Origin of the sequence: Chelativorans xinjiangensis (genome assembly GCF_009812055.1) — a bacterium.
Lineage (GTDB): Bacteria > Pseudomonadota > Alphaproteobacteria > Rhizobiales > Rhizobiaceae > Chelativorans > Chelativorans xinjiangense.
Map to the genome: position 1 here is coordinate 22983 of NZ_WQNH01000036.1, position 26153 is coordinate 49135.

26 protein-coding genes are annotated in these 26153 nt (G+C 64.6%); 11 read left to right on the forward strand and 15 right to left on the reverse strand.

Annotated features, from left to right (window positions below; genetic code table 11):
* Nucleotides 1-10: 10 nt before the first annotated feature.
* The 5 genes from truB to GM910_RS19110 all read left to right on the forward strand — a co-directional run bounded on the left by truB (nucleotide 11) and on the right by GM910_RS19110 (nucleotide 7781).
* Complete coding sequence (gene truB, locus GM910_RS19090) at nucleotides 11-949, forward strand: tRNA pseudouridine(55) synthase TruB (protein ID WP_159590134.1); 939 nt, start codon at nucleotides 11-13, stop codon at nucleotides 947-949.
* Between the two features lie 1172 nt (nucleotides 950-2121).
* Complete coding sequence (locus tag GM910_RS19095; RefSeq protein ID WP_159590136.1) at nucleotides 2122-3864, forward strand: sensor histidine kinase; 1743 nt, start codon at nucleotides 2122-2124, stop codon at nucleotides 3862-3864.
* A gap of 66 nt (nucleotides 3865-3930) precedes the next feature.
* A complete protein-coding gene (rpsO, locus tag GM910_RS19100; protein ID WP_281354912.1) occupies nucleotides 3931-4281 on the forward strand; it encodes a 30S ribosomal protein S15 in 351 nt (116 codons plus the stop codon).
* A gap of 257 nt (nucleotides 4282-4538) precedes the next feature.
* Complete coding sequence (gene pnp, locus GM910_RS19105; protein WP_159590140.1) at nucleotides 4539-6686, forward strand: polyribonucleotide nucleotidyltransferase; 2148 nt, start codon at nucleotides 4539-4541, stop codon at nucleotides 6684-6686.
* A gap of 81 nt (nucleotides 6687-6767) precedes the next feature.
* Nucleotides 6768-7781, forward strand: a complete 1014-nt coding sequence (locus tag GM910_RS19110; RefSeq protein WP_159590142.1) for a class I SAM-dependent methyltransferase — start codon at nucleotides 6768-6770, stop codon at nucleotides 7779-7781.
* Between the two features lie 6 nt (nucleotides 7782-7787).
* Here the strand turns inward: GM910_RS19110 and fabI are convergent, their stop codons facing one another.
* The 3 genes from fabI to fabA are packed head-to-tail and all read right to left on the reverse strand — an operon-like array spanning nucleotide 7788 to nucleotide 10410.
* A complete protein-coding gene (fabI, locus tag GM910_RS19115) occupies nucleotides 7788-8618 on the reverse strand; it encodes an enoyl-ACP reductase FabI (RefSeq protein WP_159590144.1) in 831 nt (276 codons plus the stop codon).
* 10 nt (nucleotides 8619-8628) lie between these two features.
* Entirely contained in the window at nucleotides 8629-9849 is a 1221-nt protein-coding gene (gene fabB / locus GM910_RS19120; RefSeq protein WP_159590146.1) for a beta-ketoacyl-ACP synthase I, read from the reverse strand.
* Between the two features lie 48 nt (nucleotides 9850-9897).
* Nucleotides 9898-10410 carry a 3-hydroxyacyl-[acyl-carrier-protein] dehydratase FabA gene (gene fabA / locus GM910_RS19125; protein WP_159590148.1) on the reverse strand — a complete coding sequence of 171 codons (513 nt, stop codon included), beginning with the start codon at nucleotides 10408-10410 and terminating at the stop codon, nucleotides 9898-9900.
* Between the two features lie 235 nt (nucleotides 10411-10645).
* Here fabA and irrA point away from each other — a divergent pair, with 235 nt between their 5' ends.
* On the forward strand, nucleotides 10646-11077 hold the full coding sequence (gene irrA, locus GM910_RS19130; protein WP_281354911.1) for an iron response transcriptional regulator IrrA: 432 nt from the start codon (nucleotides 10646-10648) through the stop codon (nucleotides 11075-11077).
* A gap of 302 nt (nucleotides 11078-11379) precedes the next feature.
* Nucleotides 11380-11553 (forward strand): hypothetical protein, encoded by a 174-nt coding sequence (locus GM910_RS27000; protein ID WP_201285551.1) that lies wholly within the window; start codon nucleotides 11380-11382, stop codon nucleotides 11551-11553.
* A gap of 94 nt (nucleotides 11554-11647) precedes the next feature.
* Here GM910_RS27000 and GM910_RS19135 read toward each other — a convergent pair whose 3' ends face one another.
* Complete coding sequence (locus GM910_RS19135; protein WP_159590152.1) at nucleotides 11648-12202, reverse strand: SH3 domain-containing protein; 555 nt, start codon at nucleotides 12200-12202, stop codon at nucleotides 11648-11650.
* Nucleotides 12203-12412: 210 nt separating this feature from the next.
* On the opposite strand from GM910_RS19135, the gene GM910_RS19140 reads away from it, so the two are divergent.
* Nucleotides 12413-13414, forward strand: a complete 1002-nt coding sequence (locus tag GM910_RS19140) for a 2-hydroxyacid dehydrogenase (protein ID WP_159590154.1) — start codon at nucleotides 12413-12415, stop codon at nucleotides 13412-13414.
* Nucleotides 13415-13605: 191 nt separating this feature from the next.
* On the opposite strand, the gene GM910_RS19145 is transcribed toward GM910_RS19140, so the two are convergent.
* The 4 genes from GM910_RS19145 to dnaA form a co-directional block, all read right to left on the reverse strand.
* On the reverse strand, nucleotides 13606-14370 hold the full coding sequence (locus GM910_RS19145; protein ID WP_159590156.1) for a molybdopterin-synthase adenylyltransferase MoeB: 765 nt from the start codon (nucleotides 14368-14370) through the stop codon (nucleotides 13606-13608).
* Nucleotides 14371-14401: 31 nt separating this feature from the next.
* On the reverse strand, nucleotides 14402-15583 hold the full coding sequence (gene recF, locus GM910_RS19150) for a DNA replication/repair protein RecF (protein ID WP_159590158.1): 1182 nt from the start codon (nucleotides 15581-15583) through the stop codon (nucleotides 14402-14404).
* Complete coding sequence (dnaN, locus tag GM910_RS19155; RefSeq protein ID WP_159590160.1) at nucleotides 15580-16698, reverse strand: DNA polymerase III subunit beta; 1119 nt, start codon at nucleotides 16696-16698, stop codon at nucleotides 15580-15582. The genes recF and dnaN overlap by 4 nt, the downstream gene beginning before the upstream one ends.
* A gap of 190 nt (nucleotides 16699-16888) precedes the next feature.
* Nucleotides 16889-18421, reverse strand: coding sequence for a chromosomal replication initiator protein DnaA (gene dnaA / locus GM910_RS19160; RefSeq protein WP_159590162.1), 1533 nt, complete (start codon nucleotides 18419-18421; stop codon nucleotides 16889-16891).
* A gap of 536 nt (nucleotides 18422-18957) precedes the next feature.
* Here dnaA and GM910_RS19165 point away from each other — a divergent pair.
* On the forward strand, nucleotides 18958-19266 hold the full coding sequence (locus GM910_RS19165) for a hypothetical protein (RefSeq protein WP_159590164.1): 309 nt from the start codon (nucleotides 18958-18960) through the stop codon (nucleotides 19264-19266).
* On the opposite strand, the gene rpsT is transcribed toward GM910_RS19165, so the two are convergent.
* The 7 genes from rpsT to GM910_RS19200 all read right to left on the reverse strand — a co-directional run bounded on the left by rpsT (nucleotide 19263) and on the right by GM910_RS19200 (nucleotide 24920).
* Complete coding sequence (rpsT, locus tag GM910_RS19170) at nucleotides 19263-19529, reverse strand: 30S ribosomal protein S20 (protein WP_159590166.1); 267 nt, start codon at nucleotides 19527-19529, stop codon at nucleotides 19263-19265. The two genes, GM910_RS19165 and rpsT, sit on opposite strands and share 4 nt — an antisense overlap.
* Nucleotides 19530-19682: 153 nt before the next feature.
* Nucleotides 19683-20456, reverse strand: coding sequence for an enoyl-CoA hydratase (locus GM910_RS19175; protein ID WP_159590168.1), 774 nt, complete (start codon nucleotides 20454-20456; stop codon nucleotides 19683-19685).
* 130 nt (nucleotides 20457-20586) lie between these two features.
* On the reverse strand, nucleotides 20587-21480 hold the full coding sequence (gene mutM / locus GM910_RS19180; protein ID WP_159590170.1) for a bifunctional DNA-formamidopyrimidine glycosylase/DNA-(apurinic or apyrimidinic site) lyase: 894 nt from the start codon (nucleotides 21478-21480) through the stop codon (nucleotides 20587-20589).
* Nucleotides 21473-22705: a phosphopentomutase gene (locus GM910_RS19185; protein ID WP_159590172.1), complete on the reverse strand. Its 1233-nt coding sequence runs from the start codon at nucleotides 22703-22705 to the stop codon at nucleotides 21473-21475. The genes mutM and GM910_RS19185 overlap by 8 nt, the downstream gene beginning before the upstream one ends.
* A gap of 178 nt (nucleotides 22706-22883) precedes the next feature.
* Nucleotides 22884-23504, reverse strand: a complete 621-nt coding sequence (locus GM910_RS19190) for a TadE/TadG family type IV pilus assembly protein (RefSeq protein ID WP_159590174.1) — start codon at nucleotides 23502-23504, stop codon at nucleotides 22884-22886.
* Between the two features lie 276 nt (nucleotides 23505-23780).
* Complete coding sequence (locus GM910_RS19195; protein WP_159590176.1) at nucleotides 23781-24353, reverse strand: TadE/TadG family type IV pilus assembly protein; 573 nt, start codon at nucleotides 24351-24353, stop codon at nucleotides 23781-23783.
* A 135-nt stretch (nucleotides 24354-24488) separates the two neighbouring features.
* Entirely contained in the window at nucleotides 24489-24920 is a 432-nt protein-coding gene (locus tag GM910_RS19200) for a pilus assembly protein N-terminal domain-containing protein (protein WP_159590178.1), read from the reverse strand.
* A gap of 293 nt (nucleotides 24921-25213) precedes the next feature.
* Here GM910_RS19200 and GM910_RS19205 point away from each other — a divergent pair, with 293 nt between their 5' ends.
* Both GM910_RS19205 and GM910_RS19210 read left to right on the forward strand, forming a co-directional pair.
* Entirely contained in the window at nucleotides 25214-25393 is a 180-nt protein-coding gene (locus GM910_RS19205) for a Flp family type IVb pilin (protein WP_159590180.1), read from the forward strand.
* A gap of 159 nt (nucleotides 25394-25552) precedes the next feature.
* Complete coding sequence (locus tag GM910_RS19210; RefSeq protein WP_159590182.1) at nucleotides 25553-26071, forward strand: A24 family peptidase; 519 nt, start codon at nucleotides 25553-25555, stop codon at nucleotides 26069-26071.
* Nucleotides 26072-26153: the final 82 nt, after the last annotated feature.

The following is a 26153-nucleotide window of genomic DNA, read 5'->3' on the forward strand; positions in this document are numbered from 1 at the left end:
GTATCGCCTGATGGCGCGCCGCGGAAAGAAGAAGGGCCGGCCTCTCTCCGGCTGGCTGGTCCTCGACAAGCCGGTGGGCATGGGTTCCACGGACGCCGTGTCCAAGGTGAAATGGCTGTTCGGGGCGCAGAAGGCGGGACACGCCGGCACGCTCGACCCGCTGGCCTCGGGCATGCTGCCCATCGCGCTGGGCGAGGCGACGAAGACCGTGCCCTACGTGATGGAAGGCGCCAAGGTCTACCGCTTCACCATCGCCTGGGGCGAGGAGCGCTCGACGGACGACCTTGAGGGCCCCGTCGTCAAATCCTCAGACAAGCGGCCGACGGAAGACGAGATCCGCGCCCTCCTGCCGCGCTATACCGGCCTCATCATGCAGACGCCGCCGCAGTTCTCCGCCATCAAGGTTGGTGGCGAGCGCGCCTACGATCTGGCGCGCGAGGGCGGGACGGTGGAGATCGCCGCCCGCGAGGTGGAGGTCGGCCGGCTCGATCTCGTCTCGATCCCCGACGCCGGACAGGCCGTTCTGGAAGTCGAGTGCGGCAAGGGCACCTATGTGCGCAGCATAGCCCGCGACATGGGCCGCGACCTCGGCTGCTTCGGCCATGTGGCCGATCTGCGCCGCACGGAGGTCTTTCCGTTCGAGTCGGCGCAACTCGTCACCATGCGGGCGCTCGAGGAGGCCGCGGCGGATGCGGCCAGCGAGGAAGAACGCTTCGCCGCCCTCGACCCGTATCTCATGGACATCGCCGCCGCCCTCGACGGCCTGCCGGAGGTCCCGCTCAGCGACGATGCAGCCACCCGCATCCGCCTCGGCAACCCGGTCATCGTCCGTGGCCGCGACGCCCCGGTCGAAGCGCCCGAAGCCTGGGCCAGCGCCCGCGGCCGCCTGATCGCCATCGGCGCCGTCGAAGCCGGCATGTTCAAGCCCAAGCGCGTCTTCGGCCAGTAAACGGTCAATCCCTTCGCCAGACGAAGCCGCGCTCGACCGGGCTTCCCTCCCCCTTGAGGGGAGGGATTGAGGGTGGGGGTCCGGCGAAGCCGAACTAAAGACTCCATATGCGATAGCCCTTTCGCTGGGAGGGAGGGCGCGAAGGGGCGCCGGCATTTCAAGGAAATCCACCACCCGCACGTCATTCCCCCCGCGGCGACATGCGCGTACTACGTGCCCATCCCCATCCCCACCCCACCGCGCGCGCGTCATCCCGGAAGTCGGAGCGAAGCGGAGACTGTCCGGGACCCATTCCGTGACTCGTCCACCTTCCGGCCCGCTTCGCCGGAGCTTCAGCGAGGCGAGAATGGGTCCCGGACAAGCCTTTCGGCTTTCCGGGATGACGCGCGCGGGTGGGATGACGCGCGTTGGAAGGGCGGCGGGCGCCCTTCACCTCAGCCGGCGATGCATCGCCTGCGCGGGGATAAAATGTGGCGACAAAGATTTTTTCTTCCCCACCAACCCATTGTTTTCCCTCGCTTCGGAATAATTTCTCCAACTTTTTTTCGCAGGAAAATACTCCCCCTGCCCAGCCTGCCCTTAAAATCCTCGCCATCGCTCTCGCGGGAACCGGGTCCGGACCGGGGATCAGGGAGAGCGGCGGAGACCTCTCCCTTCGGGCTCGGTACCCGGAGGCCTGAGGGCCCGCGACAGGCCGGCGGTGCCGGGAGCGCTGGGTGACAGCGTTGCCGGCATTGCGGAGAAGCCGCCAGGGCTTCTCGTCCGGCCCGGCAAAGCCCCCAATTGGGTGCAGCCGGGAAGGACGGGGAGCCCGAGTGACCGGCCAACTGTCGGGACAGACTCCGGTGGGGCGCGTCGGACGCGCCTAATTTGAGGCGCTCCAAAGGCGCCTCGTGCGGTGCCGAAGACGCGCCCCGCTTCCCACCCTGAGCTGTGAGCTTGTCGAACAGTCGAGGGGTCAATGGCCAGACGGTGAAAACCGGGCGTGGCAACGATGGCGCGCGCCTACCCTCACCCTGAGCTTGTCGAAGGGGGAGCTTGTCGAACGATCAAGCCACGCCGCAAAGGAGCATCGACGATGATCGACCTGCAAAACCTGGCCCACGAAGGAGCGCCATGCAACACTTGCCTCACTTCCGCATTTGAGGAGATGATGCGGTTGGACAGGCGCGATGGCAAAGAGTGACGTGGAGACAGGCGGCATCGACGCCGGGCCGGCGGCCGGCCTCGGCGAGCGTCTGCGCGTGCGGTTGACGGGTCCGAAGCCGATCGGCTTCTTTCTCTTCCTTTTGATCGCCGTCACCATCATCCCTGCCCTCGCCATTTCCACGGTGCTCCTGCAGCGCAACGACGCCGCCCAGCGGGAGGTGGTGAACACCTTGGCCGAGGCCATGGCCGGCTCGATCGCCGAGGCGGTCGACGGTGAGCTTCGCGGCATGCTGACGACGCTGCGCGTGCTGTCGACCACGCCGTCGCTGGCCGTCGGCAATATCGAGGACTTCTACGACCGGGCGAGGCCGGCGCTGGCCGGCTCCGGCTCTCATCTGACCCTGTTCGACGAGAACCTCCGGCAGCTCATCAACACGCGCGAGGCCTACGGTACGCCGCTCGGTCCGGCATCGGATCCGGCAACCTTGCGACGGGCGCTAGAAGAGGGTGTTCCAGCCATTTCCGGCGTTTTCCGCGAGGAGACGTCGGGTGAATGGACGTTCAACGTCGCCCTGCCCTACATACAGGAAAATCAGCCGCGTCGCCTCCTCGTGATGGGGCGGAACGCCGAAACCATGGCCGATGCGCTGTCCCAGCAGATGCTGCGCGGCGGCTGGAACGCCGCCCTTCTCGACCGCTACGGATATGTGGTCGCCTCCTCCTTCATGTCGTCGGACGTGGGCAAGCCGTTCTTCCTCGGCCTCCCTTCGGGCCCCTCGCCGCAGACGATACGGGTTGCCGGGGAGGAGGGTGCCAATTCCTATCTCGCCATCGTCGACGACACGAGCTACAGCGGTTGGAAAGTCGTCGTGTGGGCGCCCACGGCCGCTGTCGAGCAGCCCATGCGCCGCTCGCTGCAACAGCTCTTCGGCGGCACGATCATCGTCATCGCTATCGGTGCCGGGGCGGCCTGGGTTCTCGGACGGCAGATCGCCAAGCCGGTGCGGCGCCTGGCGAGCGATGCGCGGCGGCTGGGCGCGGGCGAACAGATCGAGGCCACCGTCTATCCGATCGCCGAGGTGACGACCGTCTCGGCGGCACTGGCCGAAGCCGCCGGCGACAGAAAGAAGGCGGAAGGCGAGATCCGCCTGCTGATGCGCGAGGTCGCGCATCGGGCCAAGAACCAGCTCACCGTCGTCTCCGCGATGGCCAAGCAGACGGCACGCAGCGCCGGATCGCTGTCGGGCTTCCTGGACTCGTTCCAGAAGCGGCTCTACGGGCTCGCGCGGTCGACGGACCTGCTCATCGCCGGTGGTGCCGCGGGCGTCGAGCTGCGCGCGCTGATCCTCGCTCAGGTGGACCCCTTCAAGCCCGAGACAGCCAAGCGGCTGGAACTCTCCGGCCCGCCGTTCCGGCTCGGCAACCAGGCCGCGCAGACACTCGGTTTGGCGTTCCACGAGCTTGCCACCAACGCCTCCAAATATGGCGCTTTCGCCACCAGGGCGGGCCGCCTTGCCATTTCCTGGCAGGTCGAGCACGATATGCTGACGATCGTCTGGCGCGAGCATATGGCAGAAGACGGCAGGCGACGGCCGGTCAAGCGCGGCTTCGGCACAGAGATCATCGAGCGCATGCTGGGCGGAACGCTGGACGCGGAGATCTCCCGCACGTTCCACGGCGATGGGCTGGAGTGCATCTTCAAGATTCCGGTCGAGCGGCTTCTACCGGACCACGCTCAGCTTCCGCCTCGGGAAAAGCCGGGGTGAGCGGGAGCGGCGGTTTTAGCTGGCATTCTCCGCCGTTATGCACTATATGCGCGGCGATATCGCGCGATTGCGCGGTCCAACGGCCCTGGCTGGACGACATCCCGGCTACGGGCGACACGTTTCCTCGATCATCAGAAAGGACTTACGATGTCGATCACTGCCGAGCGCAAGCAGGAGCTTTTGAAGGAATTCGCGACCGCCAGCGGCGACACCGGTTCGCCGGAAGTCCAGGTCGCCATCCTGACCGAGCGCATCAAGAACCTGACCGAGCATTTCAAGGACCACAAGAAGGACAATCATTCCCGTCGTGGTCTGCTCAAGCTCGTCTCGCAGCGCCGCCGTCTCCTCGACTACGTGAAGAGGAAGGACGAGGAGCGCTACAAGACGCTGATCGAGCGGCTCGGGCTGCGTCGCTAGTTTCGGCCGGCGGGCCCGTCTTGCGGGCCCGCCGCCGACAACCCGGCGCCAAAGCGCCGGCAACGGCTCCCGAGGAAGGAAACCGGGGAGCTGCCGACGGACAGGTCATGGGGCAGGATTGCAGGACGCTTGAAAGCCGGGGTGCCGGCGTGGAACCAAGCTTCCCGTTGTCTTGCCCATGACTCGTCCTGAACGAGAAGAGAGAAAGAAGCCCGCGTGCCGAAAGGCGCGCGGTCTTCGGTAAACAAGGACAAGACATGTTCAATCATCACAAAGTGGAAATCGAGTGGGGTGGGCGCCCGCTTATCCTGGAGACGGGCAAGGTTGCCCGCCAGGCCGACGGCGCCGTGCTCGCCACCTATGGAGAGACGGTCGTGCTGGCCACCGTCGTTTCGGCCAAGGAGCCGAAGCCCGGTCTCGACTTCTTCCCGTTGACCGTCAACTATCAGGAAAAGACCTTCGCCGCCGGCAAGATCCCTGGCGGCTTTTTCAAACGTGAAGGCCGCCCGAGCGAGAAGGAGACGCTGACGTCCCGCCTCATCGACCGGCCGATCCGCCCGCTCTTCGTCGACGGCTACAAGAACGACACCCAGGTCATCCTGACCGTGCTGCAGCACGATCTGGAGAACGACCCGGACATCGTCGCCATGGTCGGCGCCTCGGCGGCGCTGACGCTCTCCGGCGTCCCCTTCATGGGCCCGATCGGCGCCGCGCGCGTCGGCTACATCGGCGGCGAGTACGTGCTCAACCCGCATATCGACGAGATGGAAGAGACCAAGCTCGACCTCGTCGTCGCCGGCACGCAGGATGCGGTCCTGATGGTGGAATCGGAGGCCCAGCAGCTTCCGGAGGACATCATGCTCGGCGCCGTGATGTTCGGCCACAAGGGCTTCCAGCCGGTCATCGACGCCATCATCAAGCTCGCCGAGGTGGCGGCCAAGGAGCCGCGCGAGTTCCTCCCGGAGGATCTCTCCGCGCTCGAAGGCAAGATGCTGAAGGTTGTGGAAAGCGACCTGCGCGAGGCCTACAAGATCACCGACAAGCAGGCCCGCTACGGCGCCGTCGACGCGGCCAAGGCCAAGGTGAAGGAGGCTTTCCTGCCCGAGGGCGAGGAGGAGCCGAAGTGGTCGCCCGAGCAGGTCTCCACCGTCTTCAAGGCCCTGCAGGCCAAGATCGTGCGCTGGAACATCCTCGACACGGGCACCCGCATCGACGGCCGTGACCTCGAGACTGTCCGCCCGATCGTCGCGGAAGTCGGCGTGCTGCCGCGTACACACGGCTCGGCCGTCTTCACCCGCGGCGAGACGCAGGCCTTCGTGGTCGCCACGCTGGGCACGGGCGAGGACGAGCAGTTTGTCGACGCGCTCACCGGCACCTACAAGGAGGCCTTCCTCCTGCACTACAACTTCCCGCCCTATTCGGTGGGCGAGACCGGGCGCATAGGCTCCCCCGGCCGGCGTGAGATCGGCCATGGCAAGCTTGCCTGGCGGGCGGTGCACCCGCTGCTGCCGACGGCCGAGCAGTTCCCCTACACGCTCCGCGTGGTTTCCGAGATCACCGAATCGAACGGCTCTTCCTCCATGGCTACCGTCTGCGGCACCTCGCTGGCGCTGATGGACGCAGGCGTGCCGCTGCAGAAGCCGGTGGCTGGTATCGCCATGGGCCTCATCAAGGAAGATGAGCGCTTCGCCGTCCTCTCCGACATCCTTGGCGACGAAGACCATCTCGGCGACATGGATTTCAAGGTCGCCGGCACCGACGAGGGTATCACCTCTCTGCAGATGGACATCAAGATCACCGGCATCACCGAGGAGATCATGAAGGTCGCCCTCGACCAGGCCAAGGGTGGGCGCCTGCACATCCTCGGCGAGATGGCCAAGGCAATCTCCGAAGGCCGGTCCGAGCTCGGCGAGTTCGCCCCGCGCATCGAGGTGATGCAGATCCCGACCGACAAGATCCGCGACGTGATCGGCACCGGCGGCAAGGTGATCCGCGAGATCGTCGAGAAGACCGGCGCCAAGATCAACATCGACGACGACGGCACGGTGAAGATCGCCTCCTCCAACGCCAAGGAGATCGAGGCGGCGAGGAAGTGGATCCACTCCATCACGGCCGAGCCGGAGGTCGGCGAGATCTATGAGGGCACGGTCGTCAAGACCGCCGACTTCGGCGCCTTCGTGAACTTCTTCGGTCCCAAGGACGGCCTGGTGCACATCTCGCAACTCGCTCCGGAGCGCGTGCAGAAGACCACCGACGTCGTCAAGGAAGGCGACAAGGTCTTCGTCAAGCTGATGGGCTTCGACGAGCGCGGCAAGGTGCGGCTTTCCATGAAGGTCGTCGACCAGGAGACGGGCGAGGAAATCGCCCGCGAGAAGAAGGAAGAGAAGGAAGAGGCCGAGGGCTGATTTCTTCCCGCTTACCCTTTAGAACGGGCGCGGCCACGGCTGCGCCCGTTTTCGTTTCCACTCTCGCATCCACCACCGCCCATGAACGACGCCCTGCCAACCCTTCTCTTCCCCTTCGAGCGCGGTCTCCTGAAGGCACCCCGCACCGGCGAGCGCGTCGTTTTCTTCGGCGCTTCGGCCGGCCTGCAACTGCCCCCGGATTTCGCGGCGGACCTTCAGGTCGTGCAGGGCCACCGGCCGGATTATCTGGCTCTTGAACGCGCCGGCTTTTGCGTCGCGCCGCAGGCCGAGGGTGAAGGTTACGATGCCGCCTTTCTGTTCCTCGGCCGTCATCGGCGGGAGAACGAGGAGCGGCTGGCCGAGGCGCTTCGCCGGATGCGGGCGGATGGGCTCATCCTCGCCGCCGGCACAAAAAGGGACGGCGCATCGGGTGTTGCCAAGCGCCTGTCCGAGCTCCTGCCGCTCGAGGATCGCCTGTCCAAGCACCACGGCGTAGTCTTCTGGCTACGCCGCCCTGCGGTGCCCGACGAAGCGGTGCTCGCGGCGCTGGCAAGTCCGGCGCGCACGACCCTGGAAGGGTATGAGACGGCTGTAGGCGGCTTTTCCGAGGATGGCGCCGATCCCGGTTCCCGGCTCCTGGCCGACAATCTGCCCTCGGATATCGCGGGAGCCGTGGCCGATTTCGCGGCCGGCTGGGGGTATCTGTCGCTGCGGCTGGCGAAGCAGCCTTCCATCACCGCAATCGACCTCTACGAGGCCCACCACGCTTCGTTGGAGGCGGCCAAGCGTAATTTCGTTGCCCATGCCCCCGAGGCCGCCTGCGGCTTCTTCTGGCACGATCTTCTGAGCGAACCGGTAACCCGTCGCTACGATGCGATCGTCATGAACCCGCCGTTCCATCGCAGCCGCGCGGCGGAGCCCGATATGGGGCGCGCGATGATCGGCGTGGCGGCAAACGCGCTCGCGCCCGGCGGGCGCCTGTTCCTCGTCGCCAACCGCCCCTTGCCCTACGAGACAGCCATCGCGTCGTCGTTCAAGCATCACGGCGAAATCTGCCGCGACGCCACATACAAGGTGCTTTGGGGCCGGAAATAGCCTTCCCTACTTCCCCGCCTCGATCTTCTCGGCCGCCTCGCCGGAGCGCTTAAGCTCCTCCAGCACGGGCATCGAGACGATGTTGTAGCCCGAATCCACGTAGTGGATCTCGCCGGTCACGCCCGAGGAAAGGTCGGAAAGCAGATAGAGCGCCGAGCCGCCGATCTCGTCTATGGTGACGGTGCGCCTGAGCGGCGAATTGCGGCTTTGATAGGTGAACATGTGCCGCGCGTCGGAGATGCCCGCGCCGGCCAGCGTGCGCACGGGGCCGGCGGAAATGGCGTTCACGCGGATGCCCCGCGGCCCGTAGTCGTTGGCCAGATACCTGACACTCGCCTCCAGCCCCGCCTTGGCAACGCCCATGACGTTGTAGTTCGGCATGACGCGGACGGAGCCGGCATAGGTGAGCGTCAGCGCGCTGCCGCCGTTCTCCATCATCGCCGCCGCCTTGCGCGTCACTTCCGTGAAGGAGTAGCAGGAGATGACCATGGTGCGGATGAAGTTTTCGCGGGTCGTGTCGGCATAGAGGCCTTTCAGCTCGTTGCGGTCGGAAAAGCCGATCGCGTGCACCACGAAGTCGAGCGAGCCCCACTCCCGCTTCAGGGTGTCGAAGACGCCGTCGATACTGGCACTGTCTTCCACGTCGCACGGCAGAAGCAGCTTAGATCCCGCCTGCTCGGCCAGTGGCTTCACACGGCGGCCAAAGGCTTCCCCCTGATAGGTGAAGGCGAGGTCCGCGCCCTGTCCGGCAAGCCGCTTGGCGATCCCCCAGGCAATCGAGTGATCGTTGGCAACCCCCATGATGAGGCCACGCTTGCCCTTCATCAAATTGTCCATCGCCCGCCCCTTAGCCTGCGTAGCGCTGGAAAACGAGCGACGCGTTGGTGCCTCCGAAGCCGAAGGAGTTCGACAGCACGGTGTCTATCTTGGCATCGTCGATGCGCTCGCGCACGATGGGCACGCCCTCGAATTCGGGGTCGATCTCCTCGATGTGCGCGCTCTTGCCGATGAAACCTTCCTTCATCATCAGGAGCGCATAGATCGATTCCTGCACGCCTGCAGCCCCCAGCGAATGACCCGTGAGCGACTTGGTGGAGGCGATGTGCGGCATGTCGTTGCCGAAGACCTCGCGGATGCCGCCGATCTCACGCGAATCGCCCACCCCCGTCGCCGTTCCGTGCGTGTTGATGTAGTCGACCTTGCCGTCCACCGTGGCAAGCGCCTGCTTCATGCAGCGCACCGCGCCCTCGCCGGACGGCTGCACCATGTCGAAGCCGTCGGAGTTGGCGCCGTAGCCGACGACCTCGCCGTAGATCTTCGCGCCGCGCGCCTTGGCGTGCTCCAGCTCCTCCAGCACCAGCACGCCGGCGCCGCCGGCGATCACGAACCCGTCGCGGTTCACGTCATAGGCGCGCGAGGCGGTGGCCGGTGTCTCGTTGAACTTGGACGACATGGCGCCCATTGCATCGAAGAGGTTCGACATGGTCCAGTCGAGATCCTCGTGCCCGCCGGCGAAGACCATGTCCTGCTTGCCCCACTGGATCAGCTCGTAGGCGTTGCCGATACAATGGGCCGACGTGGAGCAGGCCGAGGTGATGGTATAGTTCACGCCATGGATCTTGAACCAGGTGGCGAGCGTGGCCGAAGCCGTGGACGACATGGCCTTGGGCACGGCGAAGGGGCCGATGCGCTTGGGCGAGCCCTTCTCGCGCGTTATGTCGGCGGCCTCGACGATCGTGCGCGTCGACGGTCCGCCGGAGCCCATGATGATGCCGATGCGGTCGCTGGTGATCTCGTCCGCCTGAAGCCCGGCATCGGCGATCGCCTGCTCCATGGCGACGTGGTTCCAGGCGCCTCCCTTGGAGAGAAAACGCAGGGCGCGCCGGTCCACCACCTCCGTGGGGTCGAGCGTCGGCGCCCCCCACACCTGGCAGCGGAAGCCGTGATCGGCGAAATCCTGCGAAAAGCTGATGCCGGATTTGGCATCGCGCAGCGAGGCCGTGACCTCATCGGCATTGTTGCCGATGGACGATACGATGCCGAGGCCGGTGACTACCACGCGTCTCATGTCGTTCTCCCTGGGCCGTTTTCGCGGCCGTCCGCAAACAATTGAAACTTAGGCTTCCTGCTGGGCAAGACCAACCCGCAGATCGGTGGCCTTATAGATGGGTTCGCCATCGGCCTTCAGCCAGCCATCGGCGATGCCGAGCACCAGCCGGCCGCGCATCACCCGTTTGAAGTCGACGCCGTATTCGACCTTCTTGTTCTTCGGCGTGACCATGCCCTTGAACTTGACCTCGCCCGTCGACAGCGCCATGCCCTTGCCGGGCAGGCCCAGCCAGCCGAGGAAAAAGCCGGTCATCTGCCACATCGCGTCGAGGCCGAGGCACCCGGGCATCACTGGATTTCCAATGAAGTGGCAGGGGAAGAACCAGAGATCAGGCTTGATCTCCAACTCGGCGCGAATGAAGCCCTTGCCGAATTCACCGCCCTCTTCGCTCACCTCGGTGATGCGGTCGAACATCAGCATGGGCGGAGCCGGAAGCTGCGCGTTGCCCGGGCCGAACAATTCGCCGCGGGCGCAGGCCAGAAGGTCTTCGTAGTCGTAGCTGGATTTTGTCTGCGCCATGAATTCCCGTTTTCGTTCGCCGCCCGCTTTCCGGGCTGATTATGCAATCTCCCTATCACAGCTTCTTTCCCCTGGGAAACAGCCTGAAGGCATTATCCGATCCGGGATTCGGCGCATTTCGGACATCGTGCCGCTATTGATCGCCAATCCGTCCCGGAATATATGTGAATGGCGTAATCCGGGCATCATCATGCCCGTTGCAAAGAGACGAACGGCAAAGGCAGGAAAGGTTTTCTTGACCGCTCTAGGCTTCCAGTTCAACGGTCCCGCGCTGGAAAGGCGCGTGCGTGAAGCGGGTTTACGCCCGACACGGCAGCGCGTGGCGCTGGCGGAGTTGCTGTTCGCAAACGGCGATCGCCATATTTCGGCCGAGGAACTGCACGAGCAGGCGCTGGATGCCGGTGTACGGGTCTCGCTCGCAACCGTCTATAATACGCTGCACCAGTTCACCGAGGCGGGCATGCTGCGCATCCTGCCGGTGGAGGGTTCGAAGACCTATTTCGATACCAACACGTCCGACCACCACCACTTCTTCCTGGAAGGGGAGAACCGCCTCGTCGACATTCCCGAGGGCCCGGTGAGGGTCGAAAACCTGCCAGTTCCGCCCGAGGGCATGGAAATCGCCCACGTCGACATCCTGGTGCGGCTGCGTCCCCGGCAGCAGTGACTTTCACAGCGTAAGGGTCGCTCAGCCGCAGAATTTTGGCGACCTCGATGCTGCCAAATAGTTTTCACCCGCATTCCATAAGCGCGAAGTTGATCCGGCTTGTCGGTAAAATCTTACCGAGCGGCGTGCTGCTCGACACTTGAAAGACAATGCCATGGAGCTTCAGGGGGCTTGGAGAAATTTACAAGATGGCGGAAATGTGGAGAAGAATTTGGGATAACTCTATTTTCTGTTTCCACGAATCTCTTCCCAAGCCTAGAATCCGGTGCTCGCCTTTCGAGCCATGAGAGATGGAGAGGGACATGGAATTGAGTGCACCCACCAAAATTGTCTTCATCATTGCCGTTATTCTGGCAATCCTGTCATTGCTGCCGGTAATCGGCATTTCGCTCGGCGGCCTCGGTGCCTACAGCTACTGGTTGTTGCTCGTCGGCTTTATCGTGCTGGCGGCGGGCAATCTGCTGAAAGGAATATAGGCTCGGGGGTTCCCACGTCGCGGGCCGACCGCCCTATGGCCGGCCCGCCTCATTCGCTTACGGCAAGTGATGCCGATCTTCTCTATGAGCCGATTTAGTCCTCGATCGTCTCGCCCGGATAGACTCCCCAGACCAGCGTCTGTTTCATCCAGCCCTCATGGCTTGCAAAGCTTATGCGGCACCATTCGCCGTTGCACATGTGCACATCGCCGATAGCCCCGGGCTCCACTTCCGCGACATGGCGCGCGTCTTCTTCGGGGTTGGCGCGCAGCGGGACGGTCGTCTGCTTTCCCTCGAACCAGGGTGCGGCGACGCCGGTGCGCCGGCCCGAGAGCAGAGCCTGGTTGATCCAGCCTTCGGCGCCGTCGGCGTCGCGCACGCGGCGCCAGTTGTCGTATTCCTGGATGACCTCCACGGGCAGCCCCGGCTTTAGGTAGAGCCACTCCACCGCATAGTCGGTGCCGGGGCCGACACGCATGTTGACCCGCCCGGATTTGAGGCTGACGAAGCGCGGCAGCGGCAGGCCGCTGGGCCCGCGCTCGACGGTCTGGGCATCGGCTTCCGATGGCAATATCGAGGGCAACGCCACGATCGCCATGAGGGCAAGAACAAGGATCGGCAACCCACGACATAGCGCCAAACGCGGCATTCCATTCTCCCGGCAGGCATGGGCCGCGCCGGCACCCCGGAGGTTCCCGCCACGGCCTCACGCAACAACAGGCTTTCGCCTTTTTCTTTGTCTTCGCCGCGCCTGCTTGTTAGACATCGGAACCCGTGGCCGACATCCAGGAACGGCTTGGCCTTGAAGTGTCGCCGGTCTTGGTTAAAGAGGTCTCAACGGGGAGGGATTGAGGTACCCATGGTCGGCAGAAAAAAGCCACTCGTCGTCATCACCCGCAAGCTGCCGGACCAGGTCGAAACGCGCATGCGCGAGTTGTTCGACGCACGGCTGAACGTCGACGACCGGCCGATGAGCCAGCCGGAACTGGTGGCCGCCGTCAAGGAGGCCGACGTTCTGGTGCCCACCATTACCGACCGCATCGACGCCGCGCTCATCGCGCAAGCCGGCGAGCAGCTGCGGCTGATCGCCAATTACGGCAACGGCGTCGACAACATCGACGTTGCGGCGGCGGCGGAAAAGGGCATCACCATCACCAACACGCCGAACGTCCTCAACGAGGACACCGCCGACATGACCATGGCCCTGATGCTGGCCGTGCCGCGGCGGCTGACGGAAGGGGCGGCGGTGCTGGCCGACAACGGCAAATGGGCCGGCTGGTCGCCGACCTGGATGCTGGGGCACCGCATCTGGGGCAAGCGGCTCGGCATCGTCGGCATGGGGCGCATCGGCACGGCCGTGGCGCGGCGCGCCAAGGCTTTCGGCCTGTCGATCCACTATCACAACCGCCACCGCGTGGCGCCGATGATCGAGGACGATCTGGAGGCCACCTATTGGGACAGCCTCGACCAGATGCTGGCCCGCATGGACATCATCTCGGTCAACTGCCCGTCGACGCCGGCAACCTTCCACCTATTGTCGGCGCGGCGGCTGGCGTTGCTGCACCCGTCCGCCTACATCGTCAACACCGCGCGCGGCGACGTCGTCGACGAGGACGCCCTCATCGGCATGCTCGAGAGCGGCAAGCTGGCCGGCGCCGGACTGGATGTCTTCGAGCACGAACCGGCGGTAAACCCGAAGCTCGTCAGGCTCGCGTCCCAGGGCAAGGTGGTGATCCTGCCGCATATGGGCTCGGCCACCATCGAGGGCCGTATCGATATGGGCGAGAAGGTCATCATCAACATCCGCACCCTCTTCGACGGCCACCGCCCGCCCGACCGCGTGCTGCCGCGCAAGGCGTGAAAGGGAGGCGATTACACGCCACCCACTTCAGAGCGGTGATCGCACACCCCGACGCGCGTCATCCCGGCCAAGGGAGCGCAAGCTCCCGCAGAGCCGGGATCCATTCCGTGACCTTTCCACGTTCCGGAATGGGTCCCGGACAAGCCTTCGGCTTTCCGGGATGACGTGCGCAGAGGGCGCGCCACGCCTTTCTACCCCCGCTTCGCCCCATAGCGCACCGTTTCGAAACGCACCGCCAACGCATTGTAGAGCAGCAGCCGCCCCACCAGCGGCTCGCCGATGCCGGTGACGAGCTTGATCACCTCCATCGCCTGTAGCGAACCCATGACGCCGGTCAATGCGCCGACGATGCCGGCCTCCGCGCAGGAGGGAACGAGGCCCGGCGGCGGCGCCTTGGGAAAGAGATCGCGGTAGCCGGGCAGGGGAGCACCGTCGGCATCCGTCTCGAAAGGCTTCAGGACGGTAAGTGAACCATCGAAGCGGCCGACCGCCGCCGTCACCAAAGGGCGACGCTCGGCCGCGCAGGCGTCCGCCAGCGCATAACGCGCTTCGAAGTTGTCGGAGCCGTCCACGGCGATGTCGTAACGCGCCACAAGCGCCCGCGCGTTTCCGTCATCGAGGCGCAGCATGTGGGTCTCCACCGCCACGTGCGGGTTCAGCCGGGCGATCGCGGCCTTGGCGCTGTCGACCTTCGCGGAACCGACGGCTCCGGTATCGTGGATGATCTGGCGCTGCAGGTTCGAAAGCGAAACGCGATCGTCGTCGACGATGCCCAGCGTGCCCACACCGGCCGCCGCCAGATACTGCAGGACCGGCGCGCCGAGGCCGCCGGCGCCCAGCACCAGTACGCGGGCACGCCGAAGCTTTTGCTGCCCCGCGCCGCCGATCTCCGGCAGTACGACGTGACGCGCATAGCGCTCCAGCTCTTCGGTGGACAGGGCGGTGGGCTCGTTCATGGGCGGACCATACTGCGCGAATGCATGATTGTCAGGCGGTGGGGCGGACGCTGCCGGCAGCGACGGTGAAGAACTGGGCGCGGCCCTGGAGGCTGGAAAAGAGCGAGGCCTCCGTTCCGGTCATGAAGGACTGGCAGTTCAATTCCTCGAGAATCGTGAACAGGGCGGCGCGCCTCCCGGCGTCGAAATGGGCGGAAATCTCGTCGAGGAGCAGGATTGGTGCCGTTCCCGAAAGCTCCGCCGTCAGCCGCGCATGGGCAAGCACGAGGCCCAGCAGCAGTGCCTTCTGCTCGCCCGTCGAGCAGCTTTCGGCCGGCATGTCCTTGGGCGCGTGGCGCACCAGAAGCTCGCTCCTGTGCGGACCCTCGAGCGCTCGGCCTGCCGCCCGGTCGCGGTGACGCCCCTCGCGCAGGCGGGCGCGCAACGCTTCCTCGACGTCGACGGCCGGCCTGGCGCCCATTTCCGCGTCGACCGTGCCTTCCAGGGCAATGAGCGCCTTCGGGAAGGGCGTATCGGCGGGCAGCCGCTCGATCATGGCGGATAGTAGGCGCACCATCTCCGCGCGTGCGGCAGCGATCGCCACGCCCGTCTCGGCCATCTGCGTCTCTATGGCGTCGAACCAGGCATCGTCGCGCACATCGTCGGCGAACAGCCGGTTGCGCGCCCGCATGGCCTTCTCATAGTCCAGTGCGCGGCGGCCATGGGCCGGGTCGATCGCCAGCACGAGGCGGTCGAGGAAACGGCGCCTGTCCGAGGCCGGCCCGGTGAACAGCGCGTCCATCGCAGGGGTGACCCAGATGACGCGCAGCCATTCCAGCATGGCGTCGGCGCTGCGGGCAGGTTCGCCGTTGATGCGCACGCGGCGGGTGGTCTCGGCACCCTCGGTCGCCGTTCCCGCCGCGCCGGTGCCGATGCCGCACGTGCCGAACGGGCCCTCGATCTCCGCATGCACGGCGAAGCCATCCTCGCTGCCGATCAACGCCACCTCGTCCAGCGTGGCGCGCCGCAAGCCGCGGCCGGGCGAAAGGAAGGAGATCGCCTCCAGAAGATTGGTCTTGCCGGCGCCGTTCTCACCCGTAAGCACCACCGCGCCCGGCTCGAGCGCGAGCGACAGCGCCCGGTAGTTGCGGAAATTCGTCAGCGTCAGCTTTTCGATGTGGACCTGCGCCGGGCGCCCGCTCTCACCGGCCGGCGTTGACGGTGCCGTCGTCACACCCGCATCGGCATCAGGACATAGAGCGCCCGCTCGTCGGACGTGTCCTGGACGATGGTGGGCGAGCCGGCATCGGCCAGAAGGAACTTCGCCTCGCCGCCGGTAAGCTGCGCGGCGACATCGAGAAGGTAGCGGGCGTTGAAGCCGATCTCGATGGCCTCCGCGTCGTAGCCGGCGGGAATCTCTTCCGTCGCACTGCCGGAATCCGGGTTATTGACGGTAAGTATCACCTGGCCGTCGGCGATCGAAAGCTTCACGGCACGGCCGCGCTCGGACGAGACGGTCGACACGCGGTCGACGGCGGCCGAGAAGCTCTGCCGGTCGATGATCAGTACCTTGTCGTTGCCGGTAGGGATCACGCGCTGATAATCCGGGAAGGTGCCGTCGATCAGCTTCGAGGTGAGGACGACGCTGCCGATGGTGAAGCGGATCTTGGTCTCCGACAGTTCCACCGTCACCGCCACGTCCGGGTCGTCCACCAGCTTCTGGAGTTCGCCCACGGTCTTGCGCGGGATGATGATGCCCGGCATGCCTTCCGAGCCGGCCGGTGCCTCGATCTCCGCCCGTGCCAGCCGATGGCCGTCCGTCGCCACCGCGCGCAGCATGAGCTTGCCATCCGCCTCCAGCGTGTGGAGGTAGATGCCGTTGAGATAATAGCGGGTCTCCTCCGTCGAGATGGCGAACTGGGTTTTCTCGATGAGGTCGCGCAGGGCTTCCGATTCCAGGCGGAAGATGTGCGAGAACTGACCGGCGGAAAGCTCCGGGAAATCCGCCTGCGGCAAGCACTGCAGGCGGAAGGTGGAGCGGCCGGAGGTGACGGACATCGCGTTGCCGCTCTCGTCCATCTTCAGCATCACCTCCGCCCCCTCGGGCAGCTTGCGCACGATGTCGTAGAGCAGGTGCGCCGGCACCGTGGTGGCGCCCGCTTGCTCGACATTGGCTGCTGCTGCTTCCGTCACCTCGAGATCGAGGTCGGTGGCCTTCATCTCCAAGCTGGCTCCGTCGGCCGACAACAGCACGTTGGAGAGGATGGGGATGGTGTTGCGACGTTCGACCACCCGGTGCACATGGCCTAGGGATTTCAGAAGGTTGGAACGTTCAAGAATTACACGCATGACCGGTGTATCTCGCCTGGATGAAGAGCGGAGCGGCATGGACCATGCCTGTCACGGCGCTGGGCCGGATTCGCTGCAAACTGACAGGAAATCATCAAGAAAGGCAAGCCCGCGGAAAGGCCGAGACCATTTTCCGCGGGCTTTTTGGGGATAACGCCTGTCTTGCTGGCACTTGGCGCGCCCTTGCCCGTCAGGCCTGGTCGCTGATGAGCCGTTTCAGGAGCTCGATTTCCTGCGCCAACTGACCGTCGTTGCCAGACAGGCCCTCGATCTTGCGCACCGCGTGCAGCACGGTGGTGTGGTCGCGTCCGCCGAAACGGCGGCCGATCTCGGGAAGCGAGCGCGGCGTCATCACCTTGGCCAGATACATGGCCACCTGGCGCGGCTTGACGATGGTGCGCGTGCGCCGGTTCGACAGGAGCTCCGTCTTCGACACGTTGTAGTGCCGGGCGACGATGCGCTGGATGTCCTCGATGCGTACGCGCCGTGGCTCGCCGACGCGGCAGACGGGGCCGAGAATCTCGTCGATGCGCTCCAGCGTGATCTGCGGCTCGAAGGAGTGACGGAAGACGAGCTGGTTGAAGGCGCCTTCCAGTTCACGACCGCTGCCGGTGACGGCGCGCGCCACATGCTCAAGCACCTCCTGGGGAATGTCCAGCGAATGGTCCTCCATCTTGGCGGCCGCCAGTCGCTGCTGGAGCATGGCCAGCCGGAGGTCGTAGTCGGGTGGCGAGATCTCCAGCGAGACGCCGCCGTTGAGCCGCGACTTCACGCGCGGCTCCAGCGACTCCAACTCGGCCGCGGGCCTATCTGCGGCAACCACCACCTGGCGGGCGCTGTCGAGCAGCATGTTCAGAAGATGGCAGAATTCGTTTTGGATCGACTTGCCCTGCAGGAACTGCATGTCGTCGATGATGAGCAGGTCGATGTCGCGCAGCTGTTCCTTCAGCGTCAGGGCGTTGTTGTCGCGGATGGCGGTGGCGAAGCGCCACATGAAATATTCCGCCGTCAGATAGACGACGCGCGACTGCGGCCTGTGCTTCAACGAAGCGGCAGCGATGGCCTGCAGGAGGTGGGTCTTGCCAAGCCCCACCGAGGCATGCAGGAAAAGCGGGTTGAAGCGCACCGCGCTGGAAGCGGATTCGGCCACCGTGCGTGCGGCCGCACAGGCGACGCGGTTGGATTTCCCCTCGATGAAGGAATCGAAGGTGTAGCGGCCGTCGAGCGGCGAGCCGAAGATGCTCGGGCGCCCTGCCGGCTCGGCTCGCCCCGTGCTTGCGCCGCCGAGGCGCTTGCCGTTGATGACGCTGGGCGACGTCGCGCCCTGGGGTTGAGGCGAGACTTTACGCGTCGCGACCAGCTTGGCCTCTGTCCGGGTGATGGCACCCCGCGTTGCCGTGCGCACGACGAATTCGACCTTCAGCACGGAAGCGTCCTCGGCCTGCCACAGTTCGGTAATGAGGTCGAGATAATGGCCGTTGATCCAGGCGCGCAGGAAAGCCGTGGGTACGGAGATGCGGACAACGCCCTTGGAGGTCTCCGCCAGCTTCATACGGCCGAACCAGCTCGAGTAGACCTCGGTGCCCAGCCGCGCCTTCAATTGCGCCCTGACCCGGTCGAACACAGCGGTGGATCCGCCGGCACTGGTCATCTCTTCCCTCTCAGTTGCGGAACTGTGAAATGACAAAGCTCCCTCAACTTCCCTCTCAACGCCGCTTTGCATCCTCGATTCCCTGTAAAAAAGTTTGTTTTTAAACGAGCGTGTCTATCGCACGCCGACATGAGCGCACCCCAACACGATCCGGCCCCGCCCGTCCGTGTGGTCTTTCATCATTCCGCACCGGCTCTCACCTAAGCCGCACCTCCTTTCTCAAAATCGACCCCAACTCGCCCCATGGCCTCCCCCGAGGTCACGCATAGTCATAACAATAGCGTTCCGGCTTCATGCCAGATCGGCACTCCTGCGCTGCAACGGTGTCGAACCCGCCGGATCCCTCAAATTTCACGCGGGCAAAAGCAGGCCGGCGCGCGGAAAAAACTCCACGCAGCAAATGCTGCCTTTTTGGCTTGGTCTTTCAGGCTCTACGCCTGCCCTTGCGATGGAGTGACATTACCGAAATCCTTGTGGAAAGGGCAAGTGCGCCCCTAACGCTTTTTTTACGAATCTGGCTTTGTCGACAGCCCCAAAATGCCTTCGTTCGCCGAGTCAAAATCCTTAAGCTATTTTGATTCAAGAAGCTTTTCGGGAACCCCTCCGCCATGACTGCCGGACGAAAAAAAATCCAAAAAATCTGCTTGACATTCGCGGATGACGCACCTGTGGTCGATGACATGTTCCGGCTGTGGATAATGGGCTATAAGGCATTGTTTATGCAGAGATATTCTCGCCAGAAGCCAATCGGCGAGCAGGGCCGTATGACAGTTTTCCTAGCCCCGAAAAAACAGCGCCGGCAAATTAAAAATCCGGCCCCGGCGAGCGCTTCTCGCGCGGCCGGCCAACCCATTGGTCGGCAAAGAAAAACCCGGTCCAAGGACCGGGTTGTCGAAGACCCTGGAAGGGGAGCCTAGGCGCCCATCGTTTTCACGCGTTGGGATAGACGTGAAACTTTCCGTGATGCGGTGTTCTTGTGAAGAATGCCCTTGGAGGCGGCGCGCATCAGCTCCGGCTGAGCCGCTTTGAGCGCGTTCTGCGCAGCGTCCTTGTCGCCGGCAGCCAGCGCCTCTTCAACCTTGCGGATGAAACCCCGGACGCGTGAGCGGCGGCTCTTGTTTACGGCGGTGCGGCGGGCGATCTTGCGCACCGCCTTCTTGGCCGAAGTGGTGTTGGCCATCTGTCCTCTCTCGTTTCAACTGTCGCTGCCGCAAGGCGGCCTGCCTAGCAGGCTCTTAGGGCGCACAAACTAAAAGGGCAGCCGACGGGCCACCTCAGTCGGGCGGCTTATAATGCAGCTTGCCGGATGCGTCAACGGCCTGCGGGCGCCTTCTCAGCGGTTCCTGAACTGCGCCGAGCGCTTTTCCGTGAAGGCGGCCATGCCCTCTTTCTGGTCGTCGAGCGCGAACATGGAATGGAACACCCGTCTTTCGAAGCGCAGCCCCTCGGCAAGCGTCGTCTCGTAGGCGCGGTTGACAGCTTCCTTGGTCATCATGACGGTGGGCAGGGAGAACTCGGCGATCTTACCGGCCACCTCCAGCGCCTCCTCGATCAATTCGCCCGCCGGCACCACCCGCGAGACAAGGCCACAGCGCTCCGCCTCCTCCGCCTCCATCATGCGCCCGGTCAGGCACATCTCCATGGCCTTGGACTTGCCGACGAAGCGCGTCAGCCGCTGCGAGCCGCCCATGCCGGGCATGACGCCCAGCGTGATCTCGGGCTGGCCGAACTTGGCGTTGTCGGCGGCGATGATGAAGTCGCACATCATGGCCAGCTCGCAGCCGCCGCCCAGCGCATAGCCGGCCACCGCCGCGATCACCGGCTTGCGCACGCGCGTAAAGTTCTCCCAGCCGGAGAAGAAGTCGTCCATATAGGCCTCGACATAGGTCTTGGCCTGCATTTCCTTGATGTCGGCGCCGGCGGCAAACGCCTTCTGTGAGCCGGTAAGGACGATGGCACCGACCTTGGCGCTCGCGTCGAAGGCCTCTGCGGCGGCGACCAGCTCCTCCAGCACCTGCGAATTGAGTGCGTTCAGCGCCTTGGGCCGATTGAGCGTGATCAGGCCCACGCGCCCCCGTGTCTCCACCAGGATGGTCTCATACGCCATGAAGGTCGTCTCCTTTGCTGTTAGTGAATGGTGAATAGTGAATAGTGAATGGTGATCTTCAACTATTCCAAGACATTCTCCATTTCAGCATTCAAGGTATTCACTAATAACTATTCACTATTCACTCACTCTACCGCTGACAGGCCGGGCAATAGAAAGTGGAGCGTCCGCCCTGCACGACGCGGCGCACCGTACCCTCGCATCCGGCCGTGCGGCAAGGCGCGCCCTCGCGGTCGTAGACGTTGAACGTGTGCTGGAAGTAGCCGAGCGTGCCGTCGGCCCGTACATAGTCGCGCAGCGACGAGCCGCCGGCGGCGATGGCCTCGGCAATGACCGTGCGGATAGCCTCGGCAAGGCGCACGCTGCGCGCCGTCTCGCCGCCCTCGCGTGTCGCCAGCGTTGCGGCCGCGCGGCGCGGCGAAAGCCCTGCCCGCCACAGCGCCTCGCAGGCGTAGATGTTGCCGAGCCCGGCGACGACCCGCTGGTCCATGAGCGTCGCCTTGAGCGGCGCCCGCCTGCCCGCGAGAAGCCGGGCGAGCAGCCTGCCGTCCAGCGCGTTGCCCGTCGGCTCGACGCCGAGCCCTGCTAGCAGCGGATGGACGTCTAGGTCTGCGGCTTTGGCAAGCAGCATGAAGCCGAAGCGGCGCGGATCGTTGTAGATGATGCGCAGCGGCGGCTCCTCGCCCTTGCGCAGATGGAAGACCACGTGGTCGTGCTTTCCGTCCTTCGAGCGCGCGTGGTGGAAGGCGCCGGGAAGCGCCTCTTCCTCTCCTGCCTCGATGCGGAAGGAGCCCGACATGCCGAGGTGGCAGATGAGGACGCTGTCGTCCTCCAGATGCATGAGAAGATATTTCGCGCGCCGGCCGAGCGCGGTCACGGTGCGGTCTTCCAGACGCCCCGAAAAGCCTGCGGGAAAGGGAAACCGCAGATCCGGCCGCCGCTGCTCGACCGTCAGGACGCGCGCCCCCTCCATCGCCGGCTGCAGGCCGCGGCGGACGGTCTCGACCTCGGGCAGCTCAGGCATCGGCGCTCCGCGCCGGCAGCAGCGCCTCGCCGTGGCGGCCGGGCGCCAACCCCAGATGCGCGGCGATCGTCTCGCCGATATCGGCATAGGTGCTTCTGAGACCGATGGAACCGGTGTTAAGGCCAGGCCCCGTACCGATGATCGGGATACGCTCGCGTGTATGGTCGGTGCCGGCCCAGGTGGGATCGCAGCCGTGGTCGGCGGTGAGGATGAGCATGTCGCCCTGCTTGAGCCGCGCCAGCGCTTCCGGCAGGCGGCGGTCGAAGGCTTCCAGCGCGGCGGCATAGCCCGCCACGTCGCGCCGGTGGCCGTAGAGCGTGTCGAAATCGACGAAGTTGGTGAAGACGAGATCGCCGTCCGCCGCACCCTCCATGGCGGAGAGCGTGGCGTCGAACAGCGCCATGTTGCCGGCCGCCTTGCGCACCTCGGAGATGCCTTGATGCGCGAAGATGTCGCCGATCTTGCCGACGGCCAGCACCCGCCCGCCGGCGCCGATCACCCGGTCGAGCAGCGTCGGCTCCGGCGGCGGCACGGCATAGTCGCGCCGGTTCGCTGTGCGCTCGAAGGTGCCGGCATTCTCGCCCACGAACGGCCGCGCGATGACCCGGCCGATAGTGTATTCGTCGACGAGACGGCGCGCCGTCTCGCACAGCTTATAGAGGCGTTCGAGCCCGAAATGGCTCTCGTGGGCGGCGATCTGGAAGACCGAGTCGGCCGAGGTGTAGCAGATCGGCTTCCCAGTCCGGACATGCTCCTCGCCCAGCCGGGCGATGATCTCGGTGCCCGAGGCATGGCAGTTGCCGAGAATGCCGGGAATGTCCGCCTCGGCGATCAGGCGGTCCGTCAGCTCCGCCGGGAAGGTTGGAACGGTCTGAGGAAAGTACCCCCACTCGAAGGGAACCGGCACACCGGCGATCTCCCAATGGCCGGAGGGCGTATCCTTGCCGCTGGATTTTTCGTCCGCCGCGCCGAAAAAGCCGGAAGGGGCAGGCCCCGGCGCCGGGTCGCGGCCGGCGGCGATGGCCGCCGCATGATCCAGCCCGAGGCTGCGCATGTTGGGCAGGCTGAGCGGCCCCTGCCTGAGGCCCGCGCGGTCCGCCTCGCCCTTGGCTGCGGCAGCTTCTATATGACCGAAGGTATCGGCACCCGCGTCGCCGAACCGCCCCGCATCCGCGGCGTGGCCGATGCCGAAGGAATCGAGAACGAAGAGGAAAGCACGTGCCATGGCGGACTCCGGATTGGAGTCCAGACATAGAGCAATTCCAGGAAAAGTGGCAACCGGCTTTCCGTCCGGAGTTGCGCCAAAACAACGACTTAGACCAGCTCATCGATTCCATGAAACGATGAACTGGTCCAAGAGCGCTACGACGCCTTGGCAATCGGGGGATGGAGCACCTTGCGCCTCAGCAGTCGGCGCACGAAATTTCCCGTGTCACGCGCGGCCGCAGGTAGTAGCGCTCGCCCATCGGGATGTTGTCGAACGCCGCCATGAGGCCGAGCGCCTTCTTGCCCGTCTCGGACGTCCCGGACCAGGTGATGACCGGCGAATAGGTAAGATCCGCCTCAGCGCGGATCAGAAAGGAGTCCCGGGACATCAACTCCTTCGGCACGTCGATTCGGCTGCCCGGCTTCTCGGCGCGGCTGGAGACGCCATCGGCAAAGCGCCGCGACCAAGCGACCAGCGCTCTCGGCGTGTCCTCGTCGGTGATCTCGATCGCGGTGATGGTGATCTCCGGCTTGCTGCGGTTGTAGGGCTGCAGCACCGCCTCGCCAATCTTCATGATCGCATCCAGTTCGTCGCCGGTCATGACCGGCGACTGGGCGACCAGGTCGCCCGCCAGGATAGCCGCGCGACCGACCTTCTTGTTTGTGTCGATGCCCTGGGAAAATTCCATCGTCAGGAAGTAGAAAGCCAGCATGAGCGGTGCGATGAAGGCGAACTCCACCGCCGCGACCCCGCCCTTCTCCGCCAGGAACCGGCGGACGGCGGACGCTGCAGCCAACATCTTCGCCTGGATGTTCATCGCCGCACTCCTGTGCGGGAGCTTCTAGGCAGGATCGGCCAAACGGATAAGCCCGCGCCCCTTCGCGCCCCCCTCTGTCCTGCCGGACATCTCCCCCACACGGGGGGAGATTGGGCCGACCGCGCTGCCGGCGCCTCTCTTGCAACCTTGGCAATTGCTGAAAACAGCAATGACAGCCAATCTCCCCCCTCGTGGGGGAGATGTCCGGCAGGACAGAGGGGGGCGCGAAGGGATGCCGTCATCTCCAGGTCTTCCGATCCATCTAAACCCACCCCCTCAGTAAGGCTCGTTCTGCCACGCGGTGGTGGAGAAGAGCAGTGTCTTGCCATCAGGCAGGTTCGACATAGACTTGCGCATGAAGTCCGTCATCACCGGCCAGCGGTAGAAGACGCGCAACATGTTCTTCGACAGCGCGTCTCCCGGCTCGACCCGGAAGTCGCTCGTGTCTATGTCTCCGCCCGGCGTGTATTTTATGCGTAATTTCGCCGCTTCCTCGAAGGTATCGTAGGCGCGCAGGTCGACTTCCAGCTCCTCCAGACAATTGGCGGATACGAAAACGCTCATGCGCGCACACAGCCTCTCGCGCAGCTTGTCCTCCTTCAGGTCGTCAGGCCGCAGTTGGCCGGTGCGGACCTGGCGGGCGATGTCGAAGGTGGCATTGGCCATGACCTGCTGCGCGGCGAAGGCGACGCAGCTTTCCAGGATGGCGAAGAGCAAAAGGAAGAAAGGGATCGCCAGGGCGGCGAACTCGATGGCCGCGACGCCTTTCCTGTCGCGGAGAAAGCGGCCAAGCAGCGCGCGCGGCATCAGCCGCCGGCCTTCCTCTGCCTCGATCTTCGAAGTGCCCATGCCCTAAACCCCACGCCTTTAAAGCGAATGCGGGACCATAGCGCGGGAGCGGTTGCGTTGGCGTTTTCCGTGCCGCTAAAATTGGCCGCTCGGCATTAACCGGGCGTCAATCTCTCGCCAACCGCCAGCCCTGGGCTATTGGCTTATCTCCATCTCGGATATCCGCTCTGCATCGGTCTTGTAAGCCCCCTCGCAGTAGGGCGTGCAGGAAAGCGTCTGCACGTCCGCGCGGCGGTAGATGCGCACGGAATTCGCCGCCTGTCGCGACACGACGATCTGCTCGTCGACGATCGGTTGGCCGTCGGCATCGAAGATGACGAGGTTGGTCACGCCGAATCCCCTGCCGGTGAGCACGATGGTCCTGGCGTCCTGCACCGCCGCATCGGCGATCTCCGGGTTGCCGATGACGATGGTGTCGGCCGCGCGCGTCAGCTTGACCACCTTGGCCTGGTTCATCACCACGCTGATGCCGGCCTCCGCAATCGCCGCCCGGGGCAGCACAAGTGTACCCGCCAGAAGCGCCGCGGCAAGCGCCGCCCCCAATGCAATAGATCCTCTCCCCGCCATTAGCCCGATCCCCCGTATCGCCATCCGCCTCGAAATATGAACGGTATTGGTGAACCAACGGTTAAACAGACATGCTCTTCCGGCGAAAGGTTTCCGTCGTATTAATTAAGTAAAACCCTCCTCATTATTTAAGTCACGGTTAACCAGGGAAAGAAAGCGGCACCTGAAAGGTTTCGGTAAGACTGTTTGTTAAAGGCCTCGAAAGGGCTGCCGACTAAGTTCCCCTCATTCTGATCGGCGGGGGAAAAACGCCGGCGGAAGTGCTGTTAACCTGGAGCTTAAGGAGTACTCTCATGTCCAAGCTGTTCGCACGTTTCCTGAAGGACAAGTCCGGCGCAACCGCCATCGAATATGGCCTGATCGCGGCGCTTATCGCCATCGGCATCATCACGGCTGCTGGTCTGCTCGGCACCGAGATCAGCGACACCTTCGACAAAGTCCGTACAACGCTGGCAACGGCGAACGGCTCGTAATCTCTTACGCTGTGCACGAACAAGGCCGCTCATCCATCCGGACGAGCGGCCTTTCATTGTCTACTCTGCAGGAAGCCCCAGATGAAGAGGCCCGGCAGCTTCACGAACAATTAAACCTACCCACCTACACTGATCCCGTTCAGTTCCGCGTGGTGTCCTATGCTTGTAGCAGCGATTTTCGTCATCTTCCCCTTCTGCATGGCCTTTGCCGCAGTGTCCGACATGGTGTCGATGACCATCGCCAACCGCGTCTCCATCCTGCTCGTCGCTGCCTTCGCTGTCCTGGCGCCGTTCGCCGGCCTTGCCTTGCCCGAGATCGGCATGCACTTCGCCGCCGGCGCGGCGGTGCTGGCCGTCACCTTCGTGCTCTTCGCCATCGGCGGCATGGGCGGGGGCGATGCCAAGCTCCTGGCGGCCACCGCCGTGTGGTTCGGCTTCAGCCTCGGGCTGGTGAACTATCTGGTGATCTCCGCGCTCGCCGGCGGTGTCCTCACCATCGCCCTCCTGGTCTTCCGCAAGTCCAACCTTTCCATGCTGGCCGGCAACAACGTGTTCCTGCGCCATTTCGCCGACGAGAAGGCCGGCATCCCCTACGGCATCGCCCTCGGCCTCGGCGGACTTCTGACCTACGGCGAAACACCGCTGATGCAATGGGCCATCGCCCGCCTGGCGGGCTAGAGTATCCGTGTTGGTCAAGGAAGGGCAGGCGTCCATTTTCGGCTGTCTCTGAGCAGGGCGTTTGCGAGCAGGACGAGCTTTC